This is a genomic window from Pseudomonas sp., assembly GCF_030684895.1.
Lineage (GTDB): Bacteria > Pseudomonadota > Gammaproteobacteria > Pseudomonadales > Pseudomonadaceae > Aquipseudomonas.
Genome location: NZ_JAUXXP010000046.1, coordinates 188,170 through 203,264, shown reverse-complemented (window position 1 = coordinate 203,264; position 15,095 = coordinate 188,170). Strand labels below are relative to the sequence as shown.

Genomic DNA, 15,095 nt, shown 5'->3' with positions numbered 1-15,095 from the left:
TCGCCAATCAGTACCAGGCCATCTTCAACATAGCGTTTGGCGTGGCGCTGACGTAGCGGAATACACAGGCGCGGATCGGCCTGAAGGATATCGCCCAGGCGATGCTCGAAGGCAAAGCCCAGCGCCCGACGGAAACCCGCGTCATCCAGGGCCATCAATCGCTCGGCCTCGTTCGGAGTCACCGACCAGACAATCGAGCACCAGTGCTCACCTGCCGGACCAGCCAGCGGCAGAAAGGCCAGCGGGCCGTCATCGGTAAAACGCTGCCAGGCGGTGGCCTGGTGCGGCTTGCTGCAACGCACACTGGTGACGATGGCGTGGTGCAGATAATCCCACTCACGGGTGGCGCAGCCGGCCAGGCGCCGTACCGCCGAGTTTGCCCCGTCGGCGGCAATCAGCAGCGGCGCGCGCAACTCGCGGCCATCGTTCAGACTGAGCAGCCAGCCATCACCGGAGCGGCGCAGCTGCTCCAGGCGGGCGCCCGGTAGCAAACCAATCGAACTGTCGTGCAAGCGCTCAAGCAGGGCGTCCTGCACCACGCGGTTCTCGACGATATGGCCGAGCGATTCGGCATGTACGCTGGCGGCGCTGAAATGAATCCGCCCGGTGCCCGAGCCATCCCACACCTGCATCTCGCCGTAAGGGCAGGCACGCCGCGCGGCGATGCCATCCCACACACCGAGGCGATCGAGGATGCGCTGGCTGGCCACCGACAATGCGCTAACCCGCGGCTCGAAGGCGGCCTCTGGATCAAAGGGCTTGACGCTCAGCGGGCCGCCATCGATCAGCAGAATCTCCAGCCCCTGATCCTGCAGGGCCAGCGCCAGAGCGCTGCCCACCATGCCTGCGCCAACAATGATCAGATCCGCTTGCATCACATATTCCTTGTTCAGGCTGCCTGCCGAGCGCGCGGTTTCAACCGCACATAAAGGGTCTTGTGCACCCGCGCCACCAGAGTGCCGCTGCCATCGCGCACCGCCACATGCAGCTCGGGGTGGTACTTATCGCCATCGGCCGTGTGCTGACGAATATCGTCAAGCAGCCCTTGATCGATACTGAAGTCGGCGTACACCGGGCCGGTGCCAGGGGCAATAAAGTCGATGCGCGCAGCCTTGTCCCAGACGATAAAGTCACGCCCGAGGTTTTCCATAATCATCAGCATAAAAAACGGGTCGGTCATCGAATACAGACTGCCGCCGAACTGGGTGCCGACATAGTTGCGGTTATACCAGCCCAAGCCCATCTTCACCTGTACCTGGCGGAAGTCCGCGCTGATCCGCCGCACCCGCACGCCGGCGCCCAGATACGGCGGATACAAATTCATCGCCCAGCGCAGCAGCCGCGCCTTGCGCGCCAGTTTGTTTGCCGACATAGCTCAGGACTCCGAGCGGGTGCCAAGGCCCATGGCCTGGCGGGCGAACCAGCGTTTCGCTGGAGGTAATAAATCGAGGCCGAGCAAGCCGAGATTACGCCCGGCCGCCAGCAGCGGCTGGCCGGTGCTGAACAGGCGGGTGACCTGATCGGAGAAACCGACGGTCAGTTGCTGATCCATCTGCTGACTGCTCAGGTAACGCTGCAGAGTGGCCAGATCGCCCAAGGGCGCATCGCTGGCCAGCAGGGTTTCGGCCAGCACCAGGGTGTCGCGCAGCGAGAGGTTGTAGCCCTGCCCGGCAATCGGATGCAGGCTGTGCGCAGCATTGCCGAGCACCACCAGATGCTGACGCACCTGCTCCTGAGCTGCGGTCAGGGCCAGCGGGTAGAGATGCCGCGCGCCGACCTGACGCAGGCTGCCCAGGCGATAGCCGAAAGCTTGCTGCAGCTCGGCGAGAAACGCCGCATCGTCCAACGCCGAAAGCCGTTCGGCTTCCAGGGTGGCACGGGTCCAGACCAGTGCGCAGCGGTTATCCGCCAGCGGCAACAGGGCCATCGGCCCTTCTTCGGTAAAGCGCTCAAAGGCCAGGCCGTTGTGCGCCTCCTGTGGGCTGACGTTGGCGATCAGCGCGCTCTGGCCATACGGCGTGGTGCTGACGGCAATGCCCAACTGCTCGCGCAAACCGGAGCGGCCGCCTTCAGCGAGAATCGCCAGGCTGCATTCCAGTTCGCTGCCGTCATCCAAAGTCAGGCGGTAACCATCGGCCAGGGCCTGCATACGCATGACCTGGGCCGGGCTGCGCCAGCTCACCACTTGCTGATCCAGCGCCTGCCACAGGCATTCGCCAAGCCAGGCGTTTTCCACCACATAGCCGAGCGCCGGCACGCCTTCTTCCTCGGCGCTCAGGCGCGCGGCGGCGAAACGGCCTCGGTCGGAAACATGAATCTGCTTGATCGGCTCGGCGCGCTGACTGATCTGCTGCCACAGGCCGAGACGCTGATAAATCTGCTGCGAGCCGAACGACAACGCAGTGGAACGGGCGTCATAGCTGGGCTGATAACCGTTGCCCGGGGTGAACGGCTCGATCAGGCAAATGCTCCAGCCGCGCTGCTTGGCTTCGGCCTGCAGGGCCGCGGCCAGGCTAGCGCCGACCAGGCCGCCACCGATAATCGCAATGTCGACGCGTGGCATGTTCTAGGCAGCCACGCTGCGTGCGGCGGCCATCAGCGCTTCGATTTCGGCGACGGTTTTCGGCACACCGCTGGTGAGGATTTCGCAGCCGCTCTTGGTCACCACCACGTCGTCCTCGATGCGCACACCAATGCCGCGCCACTTCTTCGCCACGTCCTGATTGTCCACGGCGATATAGATGCCCGGCTCAACCGTCATGGCCATGCCGACTTCCAGCTCGCGCCATTCGCCGCCGACCTTGTACTCGCCGACATCGTGCACATCCATGCCCAGCCAGTGGCCGGCGCGGTGCATATAGAAGGGTTTGTAGGCCTCAGTGGCGATCAGCTCGGCGACATCGCCCTGTAGCAGGCCGAGTTCAACCAGCCCGGCGGTAATCACCTGCACTGTGGCTTCGTGGGCCTGGTTCCAGTGCTTACCGGGGCCGATTTCCTTGAACGCGGCTTCCTGGGAGGCCAGCACCAACTCGTAGATGGCTTTCTGCTCGGGGGAAAACTTGCCGCTGACCGGGAAGGTGCGGGTGATGTCGCTGGCGTAGCAGTCGATTTCACAGCCCGCGTCGATCAGCACCAGATCGCCGTCTTTCAACTGTGCGTCGTTCTCGCGGTAATGCAGGATGCAGGCGTTCTTGCCGGCGGCGACGATGGAGCCATAGGCCGGCATCTTCGCCCCGCCCTTGCGGAATTCGTAATCCAGTTCGGCTTCCAGGTGGTATTCGAACAGGCCCGCACGACTGGCTTGCATGGCACGCACATGGGCGCGGCAGGAGATGTCCGCGGCTTCCTTCATGACTTTGACTTCGGCCGCCGACTTGTACAGGCGCAGGTCATGCAGCAGGTGTTCGAGGGTGATGAATTCGTTGGGCGGCGTCGCGCCCTGGCGCGCTTTGGAGCGGATCACGTTGATCCACTCCATCAGCTGGCGGTCGAACTCATGGTTGGTGCCCATGGAGGAATAGACCCGATCACGGCCCTCAATCAGTCCCGGCAGGATGTCGTCGATATCGCCAATCGGGAACGCATCATCGGCGCCATACTGGCTGATGGCGCCATCCTGGCCGGCGCGCAGACCGTCCCACAGTTCGCGCAGCGGGTCACGCTCGCGGCAGAACAATACGTACTCACCATGCTCGCGCCCGGGAATCAGCGCGATTACCGCCTCCGGCTCGGGAAAGCCGGAGAGGTACTGGAAGTCGCTGTCCTGACGGTAGATATGCTCGACATCGCGGTTGCGGATATACACCGGCGCCGCCGGCAAAATCGCGATGCTGTTGGGTTCCATCTGCGCCATCAGCGCCTTGCGCCGACGGGCGTATTCCGACTTGGGGATGCTGATCATGGGCAGATTGAGTCCACTTCTATTGCATGAAAATCAATGCAGCGACGGCTTCGCCGCAGCAACCACAGGCTTGGCACACTCGCTGAACAGCAGCAACGGCGCCACACGCAGGTATTCCATCACTTCCATGTAATCGTTTTCGCCATCATCGGACTCATCCAGGGCGTTCTGCACCTGGGCAATCGCCGAGAGGTCCTGCAGCACTTCCATGGCTTCAGCGCTCAAGGCGCTGTCGCGGGCAGTCAGACCGAAGCCGCCGAGGAAGCCCTGACACCATTGTCCCAGAGCCACGGCACGCTCGCTAAGCGGCGCATCGTCGCTGGGCAACAGCAGCACCACGGTGACATCGTTGCTGGTCAGCTCGCCCTTGACCATTTCCTGCAGGCCGATCAGCGCCTGGCGCACGGTGTCTTCCGGCGCAGCACCGAGCAGCTCGGCGGCATCCACCAGCCAGGAGTCGATTTCAAAGCCCGCACCAGCACAGCTGCGACCGAGCAACAGACCATGCAACTCGGCAGGGGAAATGGTGTGGCCGCTGTTGGCAAGCAGGGCGGCAAACGCGGAGTACGGCGAATTTGAAGTTGGCATAGATAACTAGGCGCAAAGCTGCGCGATCACTAGAATGGAGGCCTTGTATCCTAGCACCGGCAGGCGTGCCAAGACTATGCAAGCGGCTCGACGGAGCCCGCCCAGCCAACGCAAAAGTTGCCGCGCCGTGATCCGTGGGTGAAATGCATCAACCTCTGGCGTGCCGATCTGCCCCACACTGGTAAACAACTGCTCCGCGCACCACCGGGCACTGTCGAAGACGCCGCAAAGACGCTATTTTTCACCTGCCAGCCCACTCACCTAGTACGAGTAGAGAACCATGGAAGACGTCGACCTGCAGGCTCTTACGACCAAGCTGGACTTGCTGATCCAGCGCGTCGAACAGCTCAAGGCGCAAAACCGACAGCTTCTGACGAGCGAAAAGGCCTGGCGCGAAGAACGTGCCCATCTAATTGAAAAGAACGAAATGGCCCGGCATAAGGTCGAATCCATGATTTCGCGCCTCAAAGCCCTGGAGCAGGATTAATGACCCAGTCGAACACCTTGACCGTCCAGATTCTGGACAAAGAATATTGCATCGCCTGCCCGAGCGATGAACGCAGCAACCTGGAAAGCGCCGCGCGTTACCTGGACGGCAAGATGCGGGAGATCCGCTCAAGCGGCAAAGTGATCGGTGCTGACCGCGTTGCGGTTATGGCTGCCCTCAACATCACCCACGACCTGCTACACAAACAGCAACACCTTGATCAACAGGCCGGCGCCAACCGTGATCAGGTGCGTAGCCTGCTCAATCGGGTCGACAGCGCTCTGGCTCGGGATGCCGATGAGCAAGGCAGCTGATTGCGTGCCGACGCTTTCGGGTATACTGGCCGCCGCTCCCTGGAGTGTGCGCCAGTTGGTGATGTCCCTGAGCCGATTCGCACAACCCCGGAGGTTGCACGTTGAAGCCGGTGTGCATGTCCGCTTGACGGAAAGCCTTAACGCCTCCTGCAACCTCCACCTTGAACTTTCGGGTTCAAGGGCTAAGCCGACAGCGGCACGTCGGGGAGTCACCTTTTCCAGCCGGTTGCCCCTCTGCGGCAATCGCTACCGCAACAGCCCATGCTCGATACCTCTGCACTAAGCCGCGCGCAATTACGCCGCCACCTGCGCGTACAGCGCCGCGCCCTCAGCCGCCACGCCCAACGCCAAGCCGCCCAAGGCCTGTATAAACAGCTGGCGCAGCACCCGCTGTTTCGCCGCGCGCGGCACATTGCCCTGTACCTTCCCAACGACGGCGAGATCGACCCACGCCCCCTGCTGCGCGTCGCACAGCAACGGGGCAAGGCGACCTATTTGCCAGTGCTCAGCCCCTGGCCGCGCAGCAAGATGGTGTTTCAACGCATCCGCGCCCATGAGCGCCTGCAGAAGAATCGCTTCGGCATTGACGAGCCCCGGCGCAACGGCAAGCAGCAACGCAAGGTCTGGGCACTGGATCTGGTATTGCTGCCACTGGTCGGTTTCGACCGTCACGGCGCGCGCCTGGGCATGGGTGGCGGATTTTATGATCGCAGCCTGGCGTATCGCACATTGCGCAAAAACTGGCACAAACCGACATTATTGGGCTTAGCGCATGAGTGTCAGCAGGTGGATCGTCTGGCCATGGCCAGCTGGGATGTGCCACTGCAAGGCACAGTGACGGATAAGGCGTGGTATTGAGTCAGGCCATTTAAAGGCTGTACCGCACTCCCTGCGGTACGTACCAGGTTCAACCAGCCGCTTGCGACTGAGTGACCGGCGTATCAGCCTGGCGATCCCACAAACTCTGGGTATAGCCGGTAGTCACCACACCCAGGCTGAACAGTATTAGCAAAATCAACAACACATCGGGTTTACGTTTCATTGAATGCCTCCCCCTTAAAGGCATAGCGCACGCTGTATTCGCGGCGATTATTTTTATAGGTCCAACAGCGGCGGCCAGGCGCAACACTGCAACACGCCGGGCACACCTGGTAAACAGCACCTGCCCGCTAACGGACTGAATTATAGGAGCAAAGTTCATGCCTTATTGGCTGATGAAGTCAGAACCCGACGAACTCTCGATCCACGACCTGCAGCGCCTGGAGCAGGCACGCTGGGATGGCGTGCGCAATTACCAGGCGCGCAACTTCCTGCGCAGCATGCAGCCGGATGATCTGTTCTTCTTCTATCACTCCAGCTGCCCGGAGCCGGGCATTGCCGGAATCGCCCGTATCGCCTCGGCGCACTACCCCGATCCCACGGCGCTAGAGCCTGACAGCCACTACTTCGATGCCAAGGCCAGCGCAGACAAGAATCCCTGGAGCGCAGTCGATGTGGCGTTTGTCGAGGCGTTCAAGCGGGTGATCCCGCTGGCGCAGCTGAAAGCGCAGAGTGCGCTGCTGGAATTGCCACTGGTGCAGAAGGGCAGCCGCCTGTCGGTGATGCCGGTCAGTGCCGAGGAATGGGCAGCCGTGCTGGCGCTGCGCTGAAATGGCGCAGCGCCTGAACCATGCGGACTTATTGAATAATCAGGTTATTGAATAGCAGGTCTTCCACCAGCGGCTTGCCTTCTTCCTGGGTAAGCACTTCCTGCACCTGCTTGAGCGCTTCGGCGCGCAAGGTTTCGCGAGCACCCGGGGCCGCCATGGCTTCTTCCGTCTGCTGGGAGAACAGCATGACCAGTTGATTACGGATCAGCGGGTCGTGGTGTTTAACCTTGGCCTCGACATCCGCACCGGTTACCCGCAGGGAAATATCGGCCTTGAAGAACTTGAGCTTCGGCCCCTCGCCAAAATTCCCCACCAGCGCAGGAAACAGCGAGACATAGGCCACGGTGGGCACCGCCGCCTTGGCTTCTTTATCTTCCGAGGCGTACGCCGCCAAGGGCAGGGACAGGGCCAACAACAATGCGATCCAGGCTTTCACAGGCGGTATTCCTCAAGAGTTCAGCCCCTAGCATAGCCACACTCAGGCAGCGGCCCAAGCCCCCAAGCTTATGCATAGCTATCAGGCACAGGCATGCTCGTTGACCGGGCACCGCCCGCACCTACACTGCATGGCCATCAACCGCAGAGGAAAAGCCCGATGAAAGCCGTGCTGTGTAAAGCCTTCGGCCCCGCCGAAACCCTGGTACTGGAAGAAATCGCCAGCCCCGAAGCGAAGAAGAATGAAGTGCTGCTCCAGGTTTATGCGGCCGGGGTCAACTTCCCCGATACGCTGATCATCGAAGGTAAATACCAGTTCAAGCCGCCCTTCCCCTTCTCTCCAGGTGGCGAAGCTGCTGGCGTGGTTAGCGCAGTGGGCGAGAAAGTCAGCCACCTGAAAGTCGGTGACCGGGTCATGGCCCTGACCGGCTGGGGCAGCTTTGCCGAAGAAGTGGCGGTGCCTGGCTATAACGTGATGCCGATCCCGGCGAGCATGGATTTCGCCAGCGCTGCTGCCTTCGGCATGACCTACGGCACCTCGATGCACGCCCTCAAGCAGCGCGCCAACCTGCAACCGGGGGAAACCCTGCTGGTGCTCGGCGCATCCGGTGGTGTCGGCCTGGCGGCAGTAGAAATCGGCAAAGCCATGGGCGCCAAAGTGATCGCTGCCGCCAGCAGCGCGGAAAAACTCGAAGTGGCCAAGGCCGCCGGCGCCGATGAGCTGATCAACTACAGCGAAAGCAACCTGAAGGATGAAGTCAAACGCCTGACCGGTGGCCAGGGCGCGGACGTGATCTATGACCCAGTGGGTGGCGATCTGTTCGATGCCGCCATTCGCTCAATCGCCTGGAACGGCCGCCTGCTGGTGGTGGGCTTCGCCAGCGGGCGCATCCCTGAGCTGCCGGTCAACCTCTGCTTGCTCAAGGGCGCAGCCGTGGTCGGGGTATTTTGGGGCTCGTTTGCCCAGCGCCAGCCACAGGAAAACGCCGCCAACTTCCAGCAACTGTTTGCCTGGCATGCCGAAGGCAAGCTCAAACCGCTGGTGTCGCAGACGTTTCCATTGGCACAGGCTGCGGAGGCGATCAACACCCTCGGCCAGCGCAGGGCGGTGGGCAAGGTCGTGGTACAGGTACGTTGAATGCCGGGTAGATGACGCTTTATTCATCCACCACTCACGCCCAGATTGGTGGATCGGTGACGCGTGATCCACCCTACGAAGCCGCCCCAGAGCGGCTTCTTTCATTCACCCGCGCGGCGCGTAAGCAAATACATCCGCGCGCATCTGGTGCGCATCCATACCGGCATCCACTAGCGCATCCAGAGTGGCGTAGACCATCGCCGGTGAGCCGCTGGCATAGACATGCAGCGCCTTGAGGTCAGCGAAGTCTTCACGCACGGCTTCGTGCAGCAGGCCACAACGGCCCTGCCAGCCACACTGATCACTGACCACCTGATGCAAAAACAGGTTGGGCACCTGCTGCCACTGCGCCCAATGCTCCAGCTCGTAGAAGTCTTCCGGACGCCGTGCGCCCCAGTACAGGTGCACCGGATGGACGAAACCGGCAGCGCGGCAGTGTTCGATCAGGCTGTGCATCTGCGCCATGCCGGTACCGGCGGCGATCAGCACCAGCGGCCCAGCCGGCAGTTCGGCCAGGTGGGTATCACCGAACGGCATCTTCACCCGCACCAGACCGCTACGGCGCAGCTGGGCGATCAGCTCGACAGTGGCTTCGTCGCGCGCCAGCACATGCAGCTCCAGCTCACGTCCGCGATGCGGCGCCGAGGCCAGGGAGAACGCCGCGTAATCGTCACCATCGCGCTGCAGCAGCAGGTATTGCCCGGCGTGGTAACGCGGCACCTTGCCGGCCGGCGTATTCAGCCGCAGGCGAAACACATCGCCGCCCAGCTCATCACAGGCGACAACCTGGCAAGCCAGTTCACGCACAGGCAATTCGCCCGGCGCGAGCACGCCATCCCAGTGCAGCACACAGTCTTGCAGCGGCTCGGCCAGGCAGGTGAACAACTCACCTTGGCTCAGCTCGACCCCGCCCTGCTGCACGCAGCCTTCAACCAGCAGCGCCGCGCAGATATGACAATTGCCATTGCGGCAGCTCTGCGGACAGTCGTAACCCAGACGCCGCGCAGCATCGAGGATGCGCTCGCGGGGCTGCACTTCAAGTACCGCACCTGAAGGATTCAGGGTGACTTTCATCAATCAATTCCCAGCTCAGACCACAACGCATCGACGCGCTGCTTGACCGCTTCATCCTGAACGATAGCTCGGCCCCACTCGCGGTTGGTTTCGCCGGGCCATTTATGGGTGGCGTCCAGGCCCATCTTCGAACCCAGGCCGGAGATCGGCGAGGCGAAGTCGAGGTAGTCGATCGGCGTATTGTCGATCATCACCGTGTCGCGCTTGGGGTCCATGCGCGTGGTAATTGCCCAGATCACGTCGTTCCAGTCCCGTGCGTTGATATCGTCGTCGGTGACGATAACGAACTTGGTGTACATAAACTGTCGCAGGAACGACCACACACCGAGCATTACGCGCTTGGCGTGACCGGGGTATTGCTTCTTGATGGTCACCACCGCCATGCGGTAGGAACAACCTTCCGGCGGCAGGTAGAAGTCGATGATCTCGGGAAACTGCTTCTGCAGGATCGGCACGAAGACTTCGTTAAGCGCCACGCCGAGAATCGCCGGCTCATCCGGCGGACGGCCGGTGTAGGTGCTGTGATAGATCGGCTTTTGCCGACGAGTGATGCGCTCGACGGTAAACACCGGGAAGGTGTCGACCTCGTTGTAGTAACCAGTGTGATCGCCATACGGGCCTTCCGGCGCGGTCTCGCCGGGATGGATCACGCCCTCCAGGACGATTTCAGCACTGGCCGGCACCTGCAGATCACTGCCACGGGCCTTGATCAGCTCGGTGCGGTGGCCGCGCAACAGGCCGGCAAAAGCGTACTCGGACAGGGTATCGGGCACTGGCGTGACCGCGCCGAGAATGGTCGCCGGATCGGCGCCAAGGGCGACGCACACCGGATAGGGACGATCCGGATACTTCTGACACCACTCACGGAAATCCAGGGCGCCACCACGGTGGCTAAGCCAGCGCATGATCACCTTGTTACGGCCAATCACCTGCTGACGGTAGATGCCGAGATTCTGCCGCTCTTTGTTCGGGCCTTTGGTGATGGTCAGGCCCCAGGTGATCAGCGGGCCGACATCGCCGGGCCAGCAGGTCTGCACCGGCAGCTTGCCGAGGTCGACATCGTCACCCTCCTCAATCACTTCCTGGCAGGGAGCGTCCTTGACCACCTTGGGTGCCATGCTCAGCACCTTCTTGTAGATCGGCAGCTTGTTCCAGGCATCCTTGAGGCCTTTCGGCGGCTCGGGCTCTTTCAGGAACGCCAGCAGCTTGCCGATTTCACGCAGCTCGCTGACTTCTTCCGCGCCCATACCCAGCGCCACGCGCTTGGGCGTGCCGAACAGGTTGCCGAGCACCGGCACATCGAAGCCTGTGGGGTTTTCGAAGAGCAACGCCGGCCCGCCTTTACGCAGGGTGCGGTCGCAGATTTCGGTCATTTCCAGCACTGGGGAAACCGGCGCTTGGATGCGCTTGAGTTCGCCGCGCGTCTCCAAACCGCGAATAAAATCGCGCAGGTCGCGATACTGCATGCAGATGCCTCGTTTCGGGCCGAGCAATAGGGGCGCAAAGTTTAGCGCTGAACGGGGTCTTTCAGAAGGGAAAGCCAGCCTCCAGACACACAAAAGCCGGGCTTAGCCAATGCCGTGGACTTAATAAAAATGCCGCTTCCCCTTACCAGGGAAGCGGCATTCTTTGCGCCTAAAGCCGTAGGATGGGTGATAACCCATCGGCCAATGATGGGTTATCACCCATCCTACGTGCTGTTTTAACGCAGCATCACGCGCGCAGCCCGCAGTAGATCCTCTTACTTACGCTTCATCGACTGGAAGAACTCTTCGTTCGTCTTAGTCGCTTTCAGCTTGTCGGTGAGGAACTCGATGGCGGCAATCTCATCCATCGGGTGCAGCAGCTTGCGCAGAATCCACATGCGCTGCAGTTCGTCATCGGCGGTCAACAGCTCTTCACGACGGGTACCGGCGCGGTTGATGTTGATGGCTGGGAACACCCGTTTCTCGGCGATACGACGGTCCAGCGGCAGCTCCATGTTGCCGGTGCCATTGAACTCTTCGTAGATCACTTCATCCATCTTCGAGCCAGTTTCTACCAGCGCGGTGGCGATGATGGTCAGCGAACCGCCTTCTTCGATGTTCCGCGCGGCGCCAAAGAAGCGTTTCGGCTTCTCCAGGGCGTGGGCGTCGACACCACCGGTGAGGACCTTGCCGGAGCTTGGGATCACGGTGTTGTAGGCACGCGCCAGACGGGTGATGGAGTCGAGCAGGATGACTACATCCTTCTTGTGCTCAACCAGGCGCTTGGCCTTCTCGATGACGATTTCGGCAACCTGCACGTGGCGGGTTGGTGGCTCATCGAAGGTCGAGGCAACCACTTCGCCGCGCACGGTGCGCTGCATTTCGGTCACTTCTTCCGGGCGCTCGTCGATCAGCAAAACGATCAGGTGGCACTCGGGGTTGTTACGCGCGATGTTCGCCGCGATGTTCTGCAGCATGATGGTCTTACCGGCTTTCGGCGGTGCAACGATCAAGCCGCGCTGGCCTTTGCCAATCGGGGCGCAGAGGTCGATCACCCGGCCGGTGATGTCCTCGGTGGAGCCGTTACCGGCTTCCATGACCAGACGCTTGGTGGGGAACAGCGGCGTCAGGTTTTCAAACAGAATCTTGTTCTTGGCGTTTTCCGGGCGGTCGTAGTTGATCGTGTCAACCTTGAGCAGCGCGAAGTAACGCTCGCCTTCTTTCGGCGGGCGAATCTTGCCGACGATGGTATCGCCTGTACGCAAGTTGAAGCGGCGGATCTGGCTCGGCGAGACATAGATGTCATCGGGGCCAGCGAGGTACGAGGCATCCGCAGAGCGGAGAAAGCCGAAACCGTCCTGGAGAATCTCCAGCACGCCATCACCGGAGATTTCCTCACCGCTTTTAGCGTGTTTTTTCAACAGGGAGAAAATCACGTCCTGCTTGCGCGAACGGGCCATGTTTTCCAGGCCTTGCTGTTCAGCGAGTTCCAGCAGTTCGGTAATCGGCTTTTGCTTGAGTTCGGTCAGATTCATAGGAATGACGTAATCATGAAGGAGGGGAATAAGCTATTTAGCTTGGGAGGCCGCGCCGCTGAGAAGGCGACTTGATCGCCTGCTTGTATATCGAAAGATTCGAATAGGAATGCGTCGGCGACGGCTTGCAGGGGGCTGCATAGGAAATGCAGCGAGGCCGAATGTAACACCGGCTTTATTCATCGTCCAGCGCCCAGACAGAAAAAAGCCCCGCAATGTGCGGGGCTTTCAGGGCTTGTTGCCGTCTCGGCGCAATTAGATGTTGCTGTCGAGGAACGCGGCCAGCTGCGACTTGGACAGCGCGCCCACTTTAGTGGCCTCAACATTGCCGTTCTTGAACAGCATCAGCGTCGGGATACCACGTACGCCGAACTTCGGCGGGGTGTCCTGGTTTTCATCGATGTTCAGCTTGCAGACTTTCAGTTTGCCCTGATAAGTCTGAGCGATCTCATCGAGCACCGGCGCGATCATCTTGCACGGGCCGCACCACTCAGCCCAGTAATCGACCAGCACCGGCCCTTCGGCCTGCAGGACATCTTGGTCGAAGCTGGCATCGCTGACATTGGTGATGAATTCGCTCATGGAAAGTCTCCGTGTTCGGAAGCAAAAGATGGGCGACATCATAGCCCGGCTTTTCCCACACAGGAAGGCGGCGGCAATTGAGCTTCTCTATGGCTTGACCACAAGCCAGCCAGGCGAGCACCTGCGTCATAATTTATTCAGACAGCCGGCAAGCCCTGCCCAGCCGCCGCGCGAGCCATGGCGCAACGGGTTTGGCCTGGACCTGCGACATCAGTATGCGTTGGCGGGGCCAGGCTATCGTGGCACGATGACGCGGTTCCGCATTGAGATGGTTCTGCCATGCCGCATACCCCTGCCGAGTCTTTTCCTTTGATTGCAGCTATCGACCTGGGCTCCAACAGCTTCCATATGGTGCTGGCCAAAGCCGATCACGGCGAGATCCGCATCCTCGAACGCCTCGGCGACAAGGTGCAACTGGCCGCCGGCATCGACGAGCAGCGCCTGCTCAGCGAAGAAGCCATGCAGCGCGGGCTCGATTGCCTGCGCCGCTTCGCCCAGCTCACCGCCAGCCTGCCGGAAGGCGCAGTCCGCGTAGTGGGCACTAACGCCCTGCGTGAGGCGCGCAACCGTGGCGAATTTATCCGCCGCGCCGAAGAAATCCTCGGTCATCCGGTTGAAGTCATCTCCGGGCGCGAAGAAGCGCGGCTGATCTACCTCGGCGTGTCGCACAGCATCGCCGACACCCCCGGCAAGCGCCTGGTCGCCGACATTGGCGGCGGCAGCACCGAGTTCATCATCGGCCAGCGTTTCGAGCCGCTGCTGCGCGAAAGCCTGCAGATGGGCTGCGTCAGCTTCACCCAGCGCTTCTTCAAGGACGGCAAGATCACCCCGGCGCGTTACGCCCAGGCCTACACCGCCGCGCGCCTGGAGATCATGGGCATCGAGCACGCCCTGCGTCGTTTGGGCTGGGAAGATGCTGTCGGCGCATCCGGCACCATCAAGGCCATCGGCCTGACCATTCAAGCTGCTGGCCTCGGCACGGGCGAGGTCAACGCCCAGGGCCTGGCCTGGCTGAAGCGCAAGGTATTCAAGATTGGCGAGGCGGAGAAACTCGACCTCGACGGCATCAAGCCGGATCGCCGAGGCATTTTTCCAGCAGGCCTGGCGATTCTCGAAGCAATCTTCGACGCTTGCGATATCCAGCGCATGAGCCATTCCGAAGGCGCGCTGCGCGAAGGCGTGCTGTATGACCTGCTCGGCCGCCATCAGCATGAGGACGTGCGTGAGCGCACCCTGAGCTCGCTGATGGAGCGCTATCACGTCGATCTGGAGCAGGCGGCGCGGGTCGAGAGCAAGGCGCTCGCGGCGCTGGAGAAAGTTGCCAACGACTGGCAACTGGAAGACGACTGGCACCGTGAACTGCTCAGCTGGGCGGCCAAGGTGCATGAAGTCGGTCTGGACATCGCCCACTACCAGTACCACAAGCACGGCGCCTATCTGGTCGAGCACTCGGACCTGTCCGGCTTCTCGCGTCAGGACCAGCAGATGCTCGCGCTCCTGGTACGCGGCCATCGGCGCAATATCCCCAAGGACAAATTTGCCGACTTCGGCGCCGAAGGCGTCAAGCTGATCCGCCTGTGCGTGCTGCTGCGTTTTGCCATCCTGTTCCACCACATCCGTGGCACCCAGGAAATGCCCAACGTACAGCTCAAGGCCGCCGAACAGCGTCTGGAGATTCAGTTTCCCGAAGGCTGGCTGGAGAGCAACCCGCTGACCCAGGCAGATTTCACCCAGGAAGCGGAGTGGCTCAAACGTATCGGTATCGAACTGAGCGTGAGCTGACCCCAGCGCCCCTCTCCCGCCCTTCGGGCACCCCGCTCCGCGCCCCGGCCTGATCGCCAGCGATCAGGCGCTCATCGGCGTAGGAAGCGCTGCGTCCAAAAGCACACCTCTTCGCCCCATATATGGGAGAGGGTAATCAGATAG

The 15,095-nt window shown here is 61.5% G+C and carries 17 protein-coding genes and 1 other RNA gene; 7 read left to right on the top strand and 11 right to left on the bottom strand.

All coding sequences use genetic code 11. From position 1 onward, the window contains the following. From Q8M42_RS10180 to Q8M42_RS10160, 5 genes are all read right to left on the bottom strand, one after another. On the bottom strand, window positions 1–875 hold an 875-nt coding region (locus tag Q8M42_RS10180; RefSeq protein WP_305284027.1), incomplete at its 3' end, for an FAD-dependent monooxygenase. A 14-nt stretch (window positions 876–889) separates the two neighbouring features. Further along, complete coding sequence (locus Q8M42_RS10175; RefSeq protein ID WP_304863376.1) at window positions 890–1,372, bottom strand: DUF4442 domain-containing protein; 483 nt, start codon at window positions 1,370–1,372, stop codon at window positions 890–892. Window positions 1,373–1,375: 3 nt separating this feature from the next. Next, window positions 1,376–2,563 carry a 2-octaprenyl-6-methoxyphenyl hydroxylase gene (gene ubiH, locus Q8M42_RS10170; protein WP_304863380.1) on the bottom strand — a complete coding sequence of 396 codons (1,188 nt, stop codon included), beginning with the start codon at window positions 2,561–2,563 and terminating at the stop codon, window positions 1,376–1,378. 3 nt (window positions 2,564–2,566) lie between these two features. Next, complete coding sequence (gene pepP, locus Q8M42_RS10165) at window positions 2,567–3,901, bottom strand: Xaa-Pro aminopeptidase (protein ID WP_304863382.1); 1,335 nt, start codon at window positions 3,899–3,901, stop codon at window positions 2,567–2,569. Window positions 3,902–3,934: 33 nt separating this feature from the next. After that, window positions 3,935–4,489: a YecA family protein gene (locus Q8M42_RS10160; protein ID WP_275962133.1), complete on the bottom strand. Its 555-nt coding sequence runs from the start codon at window positions 4,487–4,489 to the stop codon at window positions 3,935–3,937. Window positions 4,490–4,769: 280 nt separating this feature from the next. On the opposite strand from Q8M42_RS10160, the gene Q8M42_RS10155 reads away from it, so the two are divergent. The 4 genes from Q8M42_RS10155 to Q8M42_RS10140 all read left to right on the top strand — a co-directional run bounded on the left by Q8M42_RS10155 (window position 4,770) and on the right by Q8M42_RS10140 (window position 6,148). Further along, complete coding sequence (locus Q8M42_RS10155) at window positions 4,770–4,976, top strand: TIGR02449 family protein (protein ID WP_090254694.1); 207 nt, start codon at window positions 4,770–4,772, stop codon at window positions 4,974–4,976. Next, window positions 4,976–5,290 carry a cell division protein ZapA gene (locus tag Q8M42_RS10150; RefSeq protein WP_090254691.1) on the top strand — a complete coding sequence of 105 codons (315 nt, stop codon included), beginning with the start codon at window positions 4,976–4,978 and terminating at the stop codon, window positions 5,288–5,290. The genes Q8M42_RS10155 and Q8M42_RS10150 overlap by 1 nt, the downstream gene beginning before the upstream one ends. Before the next feature lie 33 nt (window positions 5,291–5,323). Next, a non-coding RNA gene (ssrS, locus tag Q8M42_RS10145) (6S RNA) lies at window positions 5,324–5,502 on the top strand. 49 nt (window positions 5,503–5,551) lie between these two features. After that, a complete protein-coding gene (locus tag Q8M42_RS10140) occupies window positions 5,552–6,148 on the top strand; it encodes a 5-formyltetrahydrofolate cyclo-ligase (protein WP_304863387.1) in 597 nt (198 codons plus the stop codon). 49 nt (window positions 6,149–6,197) lie between these two features. Here the strand turns inward: Q8M42_RS10140 and Q8M42_RS10135 are convergent, their stop codons facing one another. Further along, on the bottom strand, window positions 6,198–6,332 hold the full coding sequence (locus Q8M42_RS10135) for a hypothetical protein (protein ID WP_304863389.1): 135 nt from the start codon (window positions 6,330–6,332) through the stop codon (window positions 6,198–6,200). Between the two features lie 157 nt (window positions 6,333–6,489). Between Q8M42_RS10135 and Q8M42_RS10130 the strand changes: the two genes are divergently transcribed. Then, window positions 6,490–6,939, top strand: coding sequence for an EVE domain-containing protein (locus Q8M42_RS10130; RefSeq protein WP_304863391.1), 450 nt, complete (start codon window positions 6,490–6,492; stop codon window positions 6,937–6,939). A gap of 28 nt (window positions 6,940–6,967) precedes the next feature. Here Q8M42_RS10130 and Q8M42_RS10125 read toward each other — a convergent pair whose 3' ends face one another. Beyond that, window positions 6,968–7,375: a flagellar basal body-associated protein FliL gene (locus tag Q8M42_RS10125; RefSeq protein ID WP_304863393.1), complete on the bottom strand. Its 408-nt coding sequence runs from the start codon at window positions 7,373–7,375 to the stop codon at window positions 6,968–6,970. A gap of 159 nt (window positions 7,376–7,534) precedes the next feature. Here Q8M42_RS10125 and Q8M42_RS10120 point away from each other — a divergent pair, with 159 nt between their 5' ends. Then, window positions 7,535–8,512: an NADPH:quinone oxidoreductase family protein gene (locus Q8M42_RS10120; protein WP_304863395.1), complete on the top strand. Its 978-nt coding sequence runs from the start codon at window positions 7,535–7,537 to the stop codon at window positions 8,510–8,512. Window positions 8,513–8,617: 105 nt separating this feature from the next. On the opposite strand, the gene Q8M42_RS10115 is transcribed toward Q8M42_RS10120, so the two are convergent. The 4 genes from Q8M42_RS10115 to trxA all read right to left on the bottom strand — a co-directional run bounded on the left by Q8M42_RS10115 (window position 8,618) and on the right by trxA (window position 13,169). After that, window positions 8,618–9,586: a CDP-6-deoxy-delta-3,4-glucoseen reductase gene (locus Q8M42_RS10115; protein ID WP_304863397.1), complete on the bottom strand. Its 969-nt coding sequence runs from the start codon at window positions 9,584–9,586 to the stop codon at window positions 8,618–8,620. After that, window positions 9,586–11,052 carry a 4-hydroxy-3-polyprenylbenzoate decarboxylase gene (gene ubiD / locus Q8M42_RS10110; protein ID WP_304863399.1) on the bottom strand — a complete coding sequence of 489 codons (1,467 nt, stop codon included), beginning with the start codon at window positions 11,050–11,052 and terminating at the stop codon, window positions 9,586–9,588. The genes Q8M42_RS10115 and ubiD overlap by 1 nt, the downstream gene beginning before the upstream one ends. A gap of 275 nt (window positions 11,053–11,327) precedes the next feature. After that, window positions 11,328–12,587, bottom strand: a complete 1,260-nt coding sequence (gene rho / locus Q8M42_RS10105) for a transcription termination factor Rho (protein ID WP_305284026.1) — start codon at window positions 12,585–12,587, stop codon at window positions 11,328–11,330. 255 nt (window positions 12,588–12,842) lie between these two features. Further along, the gene (trxA, locus tag Q8M42_RS10100) at window positions 12,843–13,169 is read right to left on the bottom strand and encodes a thioredoxin TrxA (protein WP_090241426.1); all 327 of its coding nucleotides are present in this window, start codon (window positions 13,167–13,169) and stop codon (window positions 12,843–12,845) included. A gap of 279 nt (window positions 13,170–13,448) precedes the next feature. On the opposite strand from trxA, the gene ppx reads away from it, so the two are divergent. After that, entirely contained in the window at window positions 13,449–14,951 is a 1,503-nt protein-coding gene (gene ppx, locus Q8M42_RS10095) for an exopolyphosphatase (protein WP_304863406.1), read from the top strand. Window positions 14,952–15,095: the final 144 nt, after the last annotated feature.

What these genes read in the sequence shown, in the direction of transcription:
- Q8M42_RS10175 (WP_304863376.1), bottom strand. Translation starts at nt 1,372, where the DNA reads ATGTCGGCAAACAAACTGGCGCGCAAGGCGCGGCTGCTGCGCTGGGCG.
- ubiH (WP_304863380.1), bottom strand. Translation starts at nt 2,563, where the DNA reads ATGCCACGCGTCGACATTGCGATTATCGGTGGCGGCCTGGTCGGCGCT.
- pepP (WP_304863382.1), bottom strand. Translation starts at nt 3,901, where the DNA reads ATGATCAGCATCCCCAAGTCGGAATACGCCCGTCGGCGCAAGGCGCTG.
- Q8M42_RS10160 (WP_275962133.1), bottom strand. Translation starts at nt 4,489, where the DNA reads ATGCCAACTTCAAATTCGCCGTACTCCGCGTTTGCCGCCCTGCTTGCC.
- Q8M42_RS10155 (WP_090254694.1), top strand. Translation starts at nt 4,770, where the DNA reads ATGGAAGACGTCGACCTGCAGGCTCTTACGACCAAGCTGGACTTGCTG.
- Q8M42_RS10150 (WP_090254691.1), top strand. Translation starts at nt 4,976, where the DNA reads ATGACCCAGTCGAACACCTTGACCGTCCAGATTCTGGACAAAGAATAT.
- Q8M42_RS10140 (WP_304863387.1), top strand. Translation starts at nt 5,552, where the DNA reads ATGCTCGATACCTCTGCACTAAGCCGCGCGCAATTACGCCGCCACCTG.
- Q8M42_RS10135 (WP_304863389.1), bottom strand. Translation starts at nt 6,332, where the DNA reads ATGAAACGTAAACCCGATGTGTTGTTGATTTTGCTAATACTGTTCAGC.
- Q8M42_RS10130 (WP_304863391.1), top strand. Translation starts at nt 6,490, where the DNA reads ATGCCTTATTGGCTGATGAAGTCAGAACCCGACGAACTCTCGATCCAC.
- Q8M42_RS10120 (WP_304863395.1), top strand. Translation starts at nt 7,535, where the DNA reads ATGAAAGCCGTGCTGTGTAAAGCCTTCGGCCCCGCCGAAACCCTGGTA.
- Q8M42_RS10115 (WP_304863397.1), bottom strand. Translation starts at nt 9,586, where the DNA reads ATGAAAGTCACCCTGAATCCTTCAGGTGCGGTACTTGAAGTGCAGCCC.
- ubiD (WP_304863399.1), bottom strand. Translation starts at nt 11,052, where the DNA reads ATGCAGTATCGCGACCTGCGCGATTTTATTCGCGGTTTGGAGACGCGC.
- rho (WP_305284026.1), bottom strand. Translation starts at nt 12,587, where the DNA reads ATGAATCTGACCGAACTCAAGCAAAAGCCGATTACCGAACTGCTGGAA.
- trxA (WP_090241426.1), bottom strand. Translation starts at nt 13,169, where the DNA reads ATGAGCGAATTCATCACCAATGTCAGCGATGCCAGCTTCGACCAAGAT.
- ppx (WP_304863406.1), top strand. Translation starts at nt 13,449, where the DNA reads ATGCCGCATACCCCTGCCGAGTCTTTTCCTTTGATTGCAGCTATCGAC.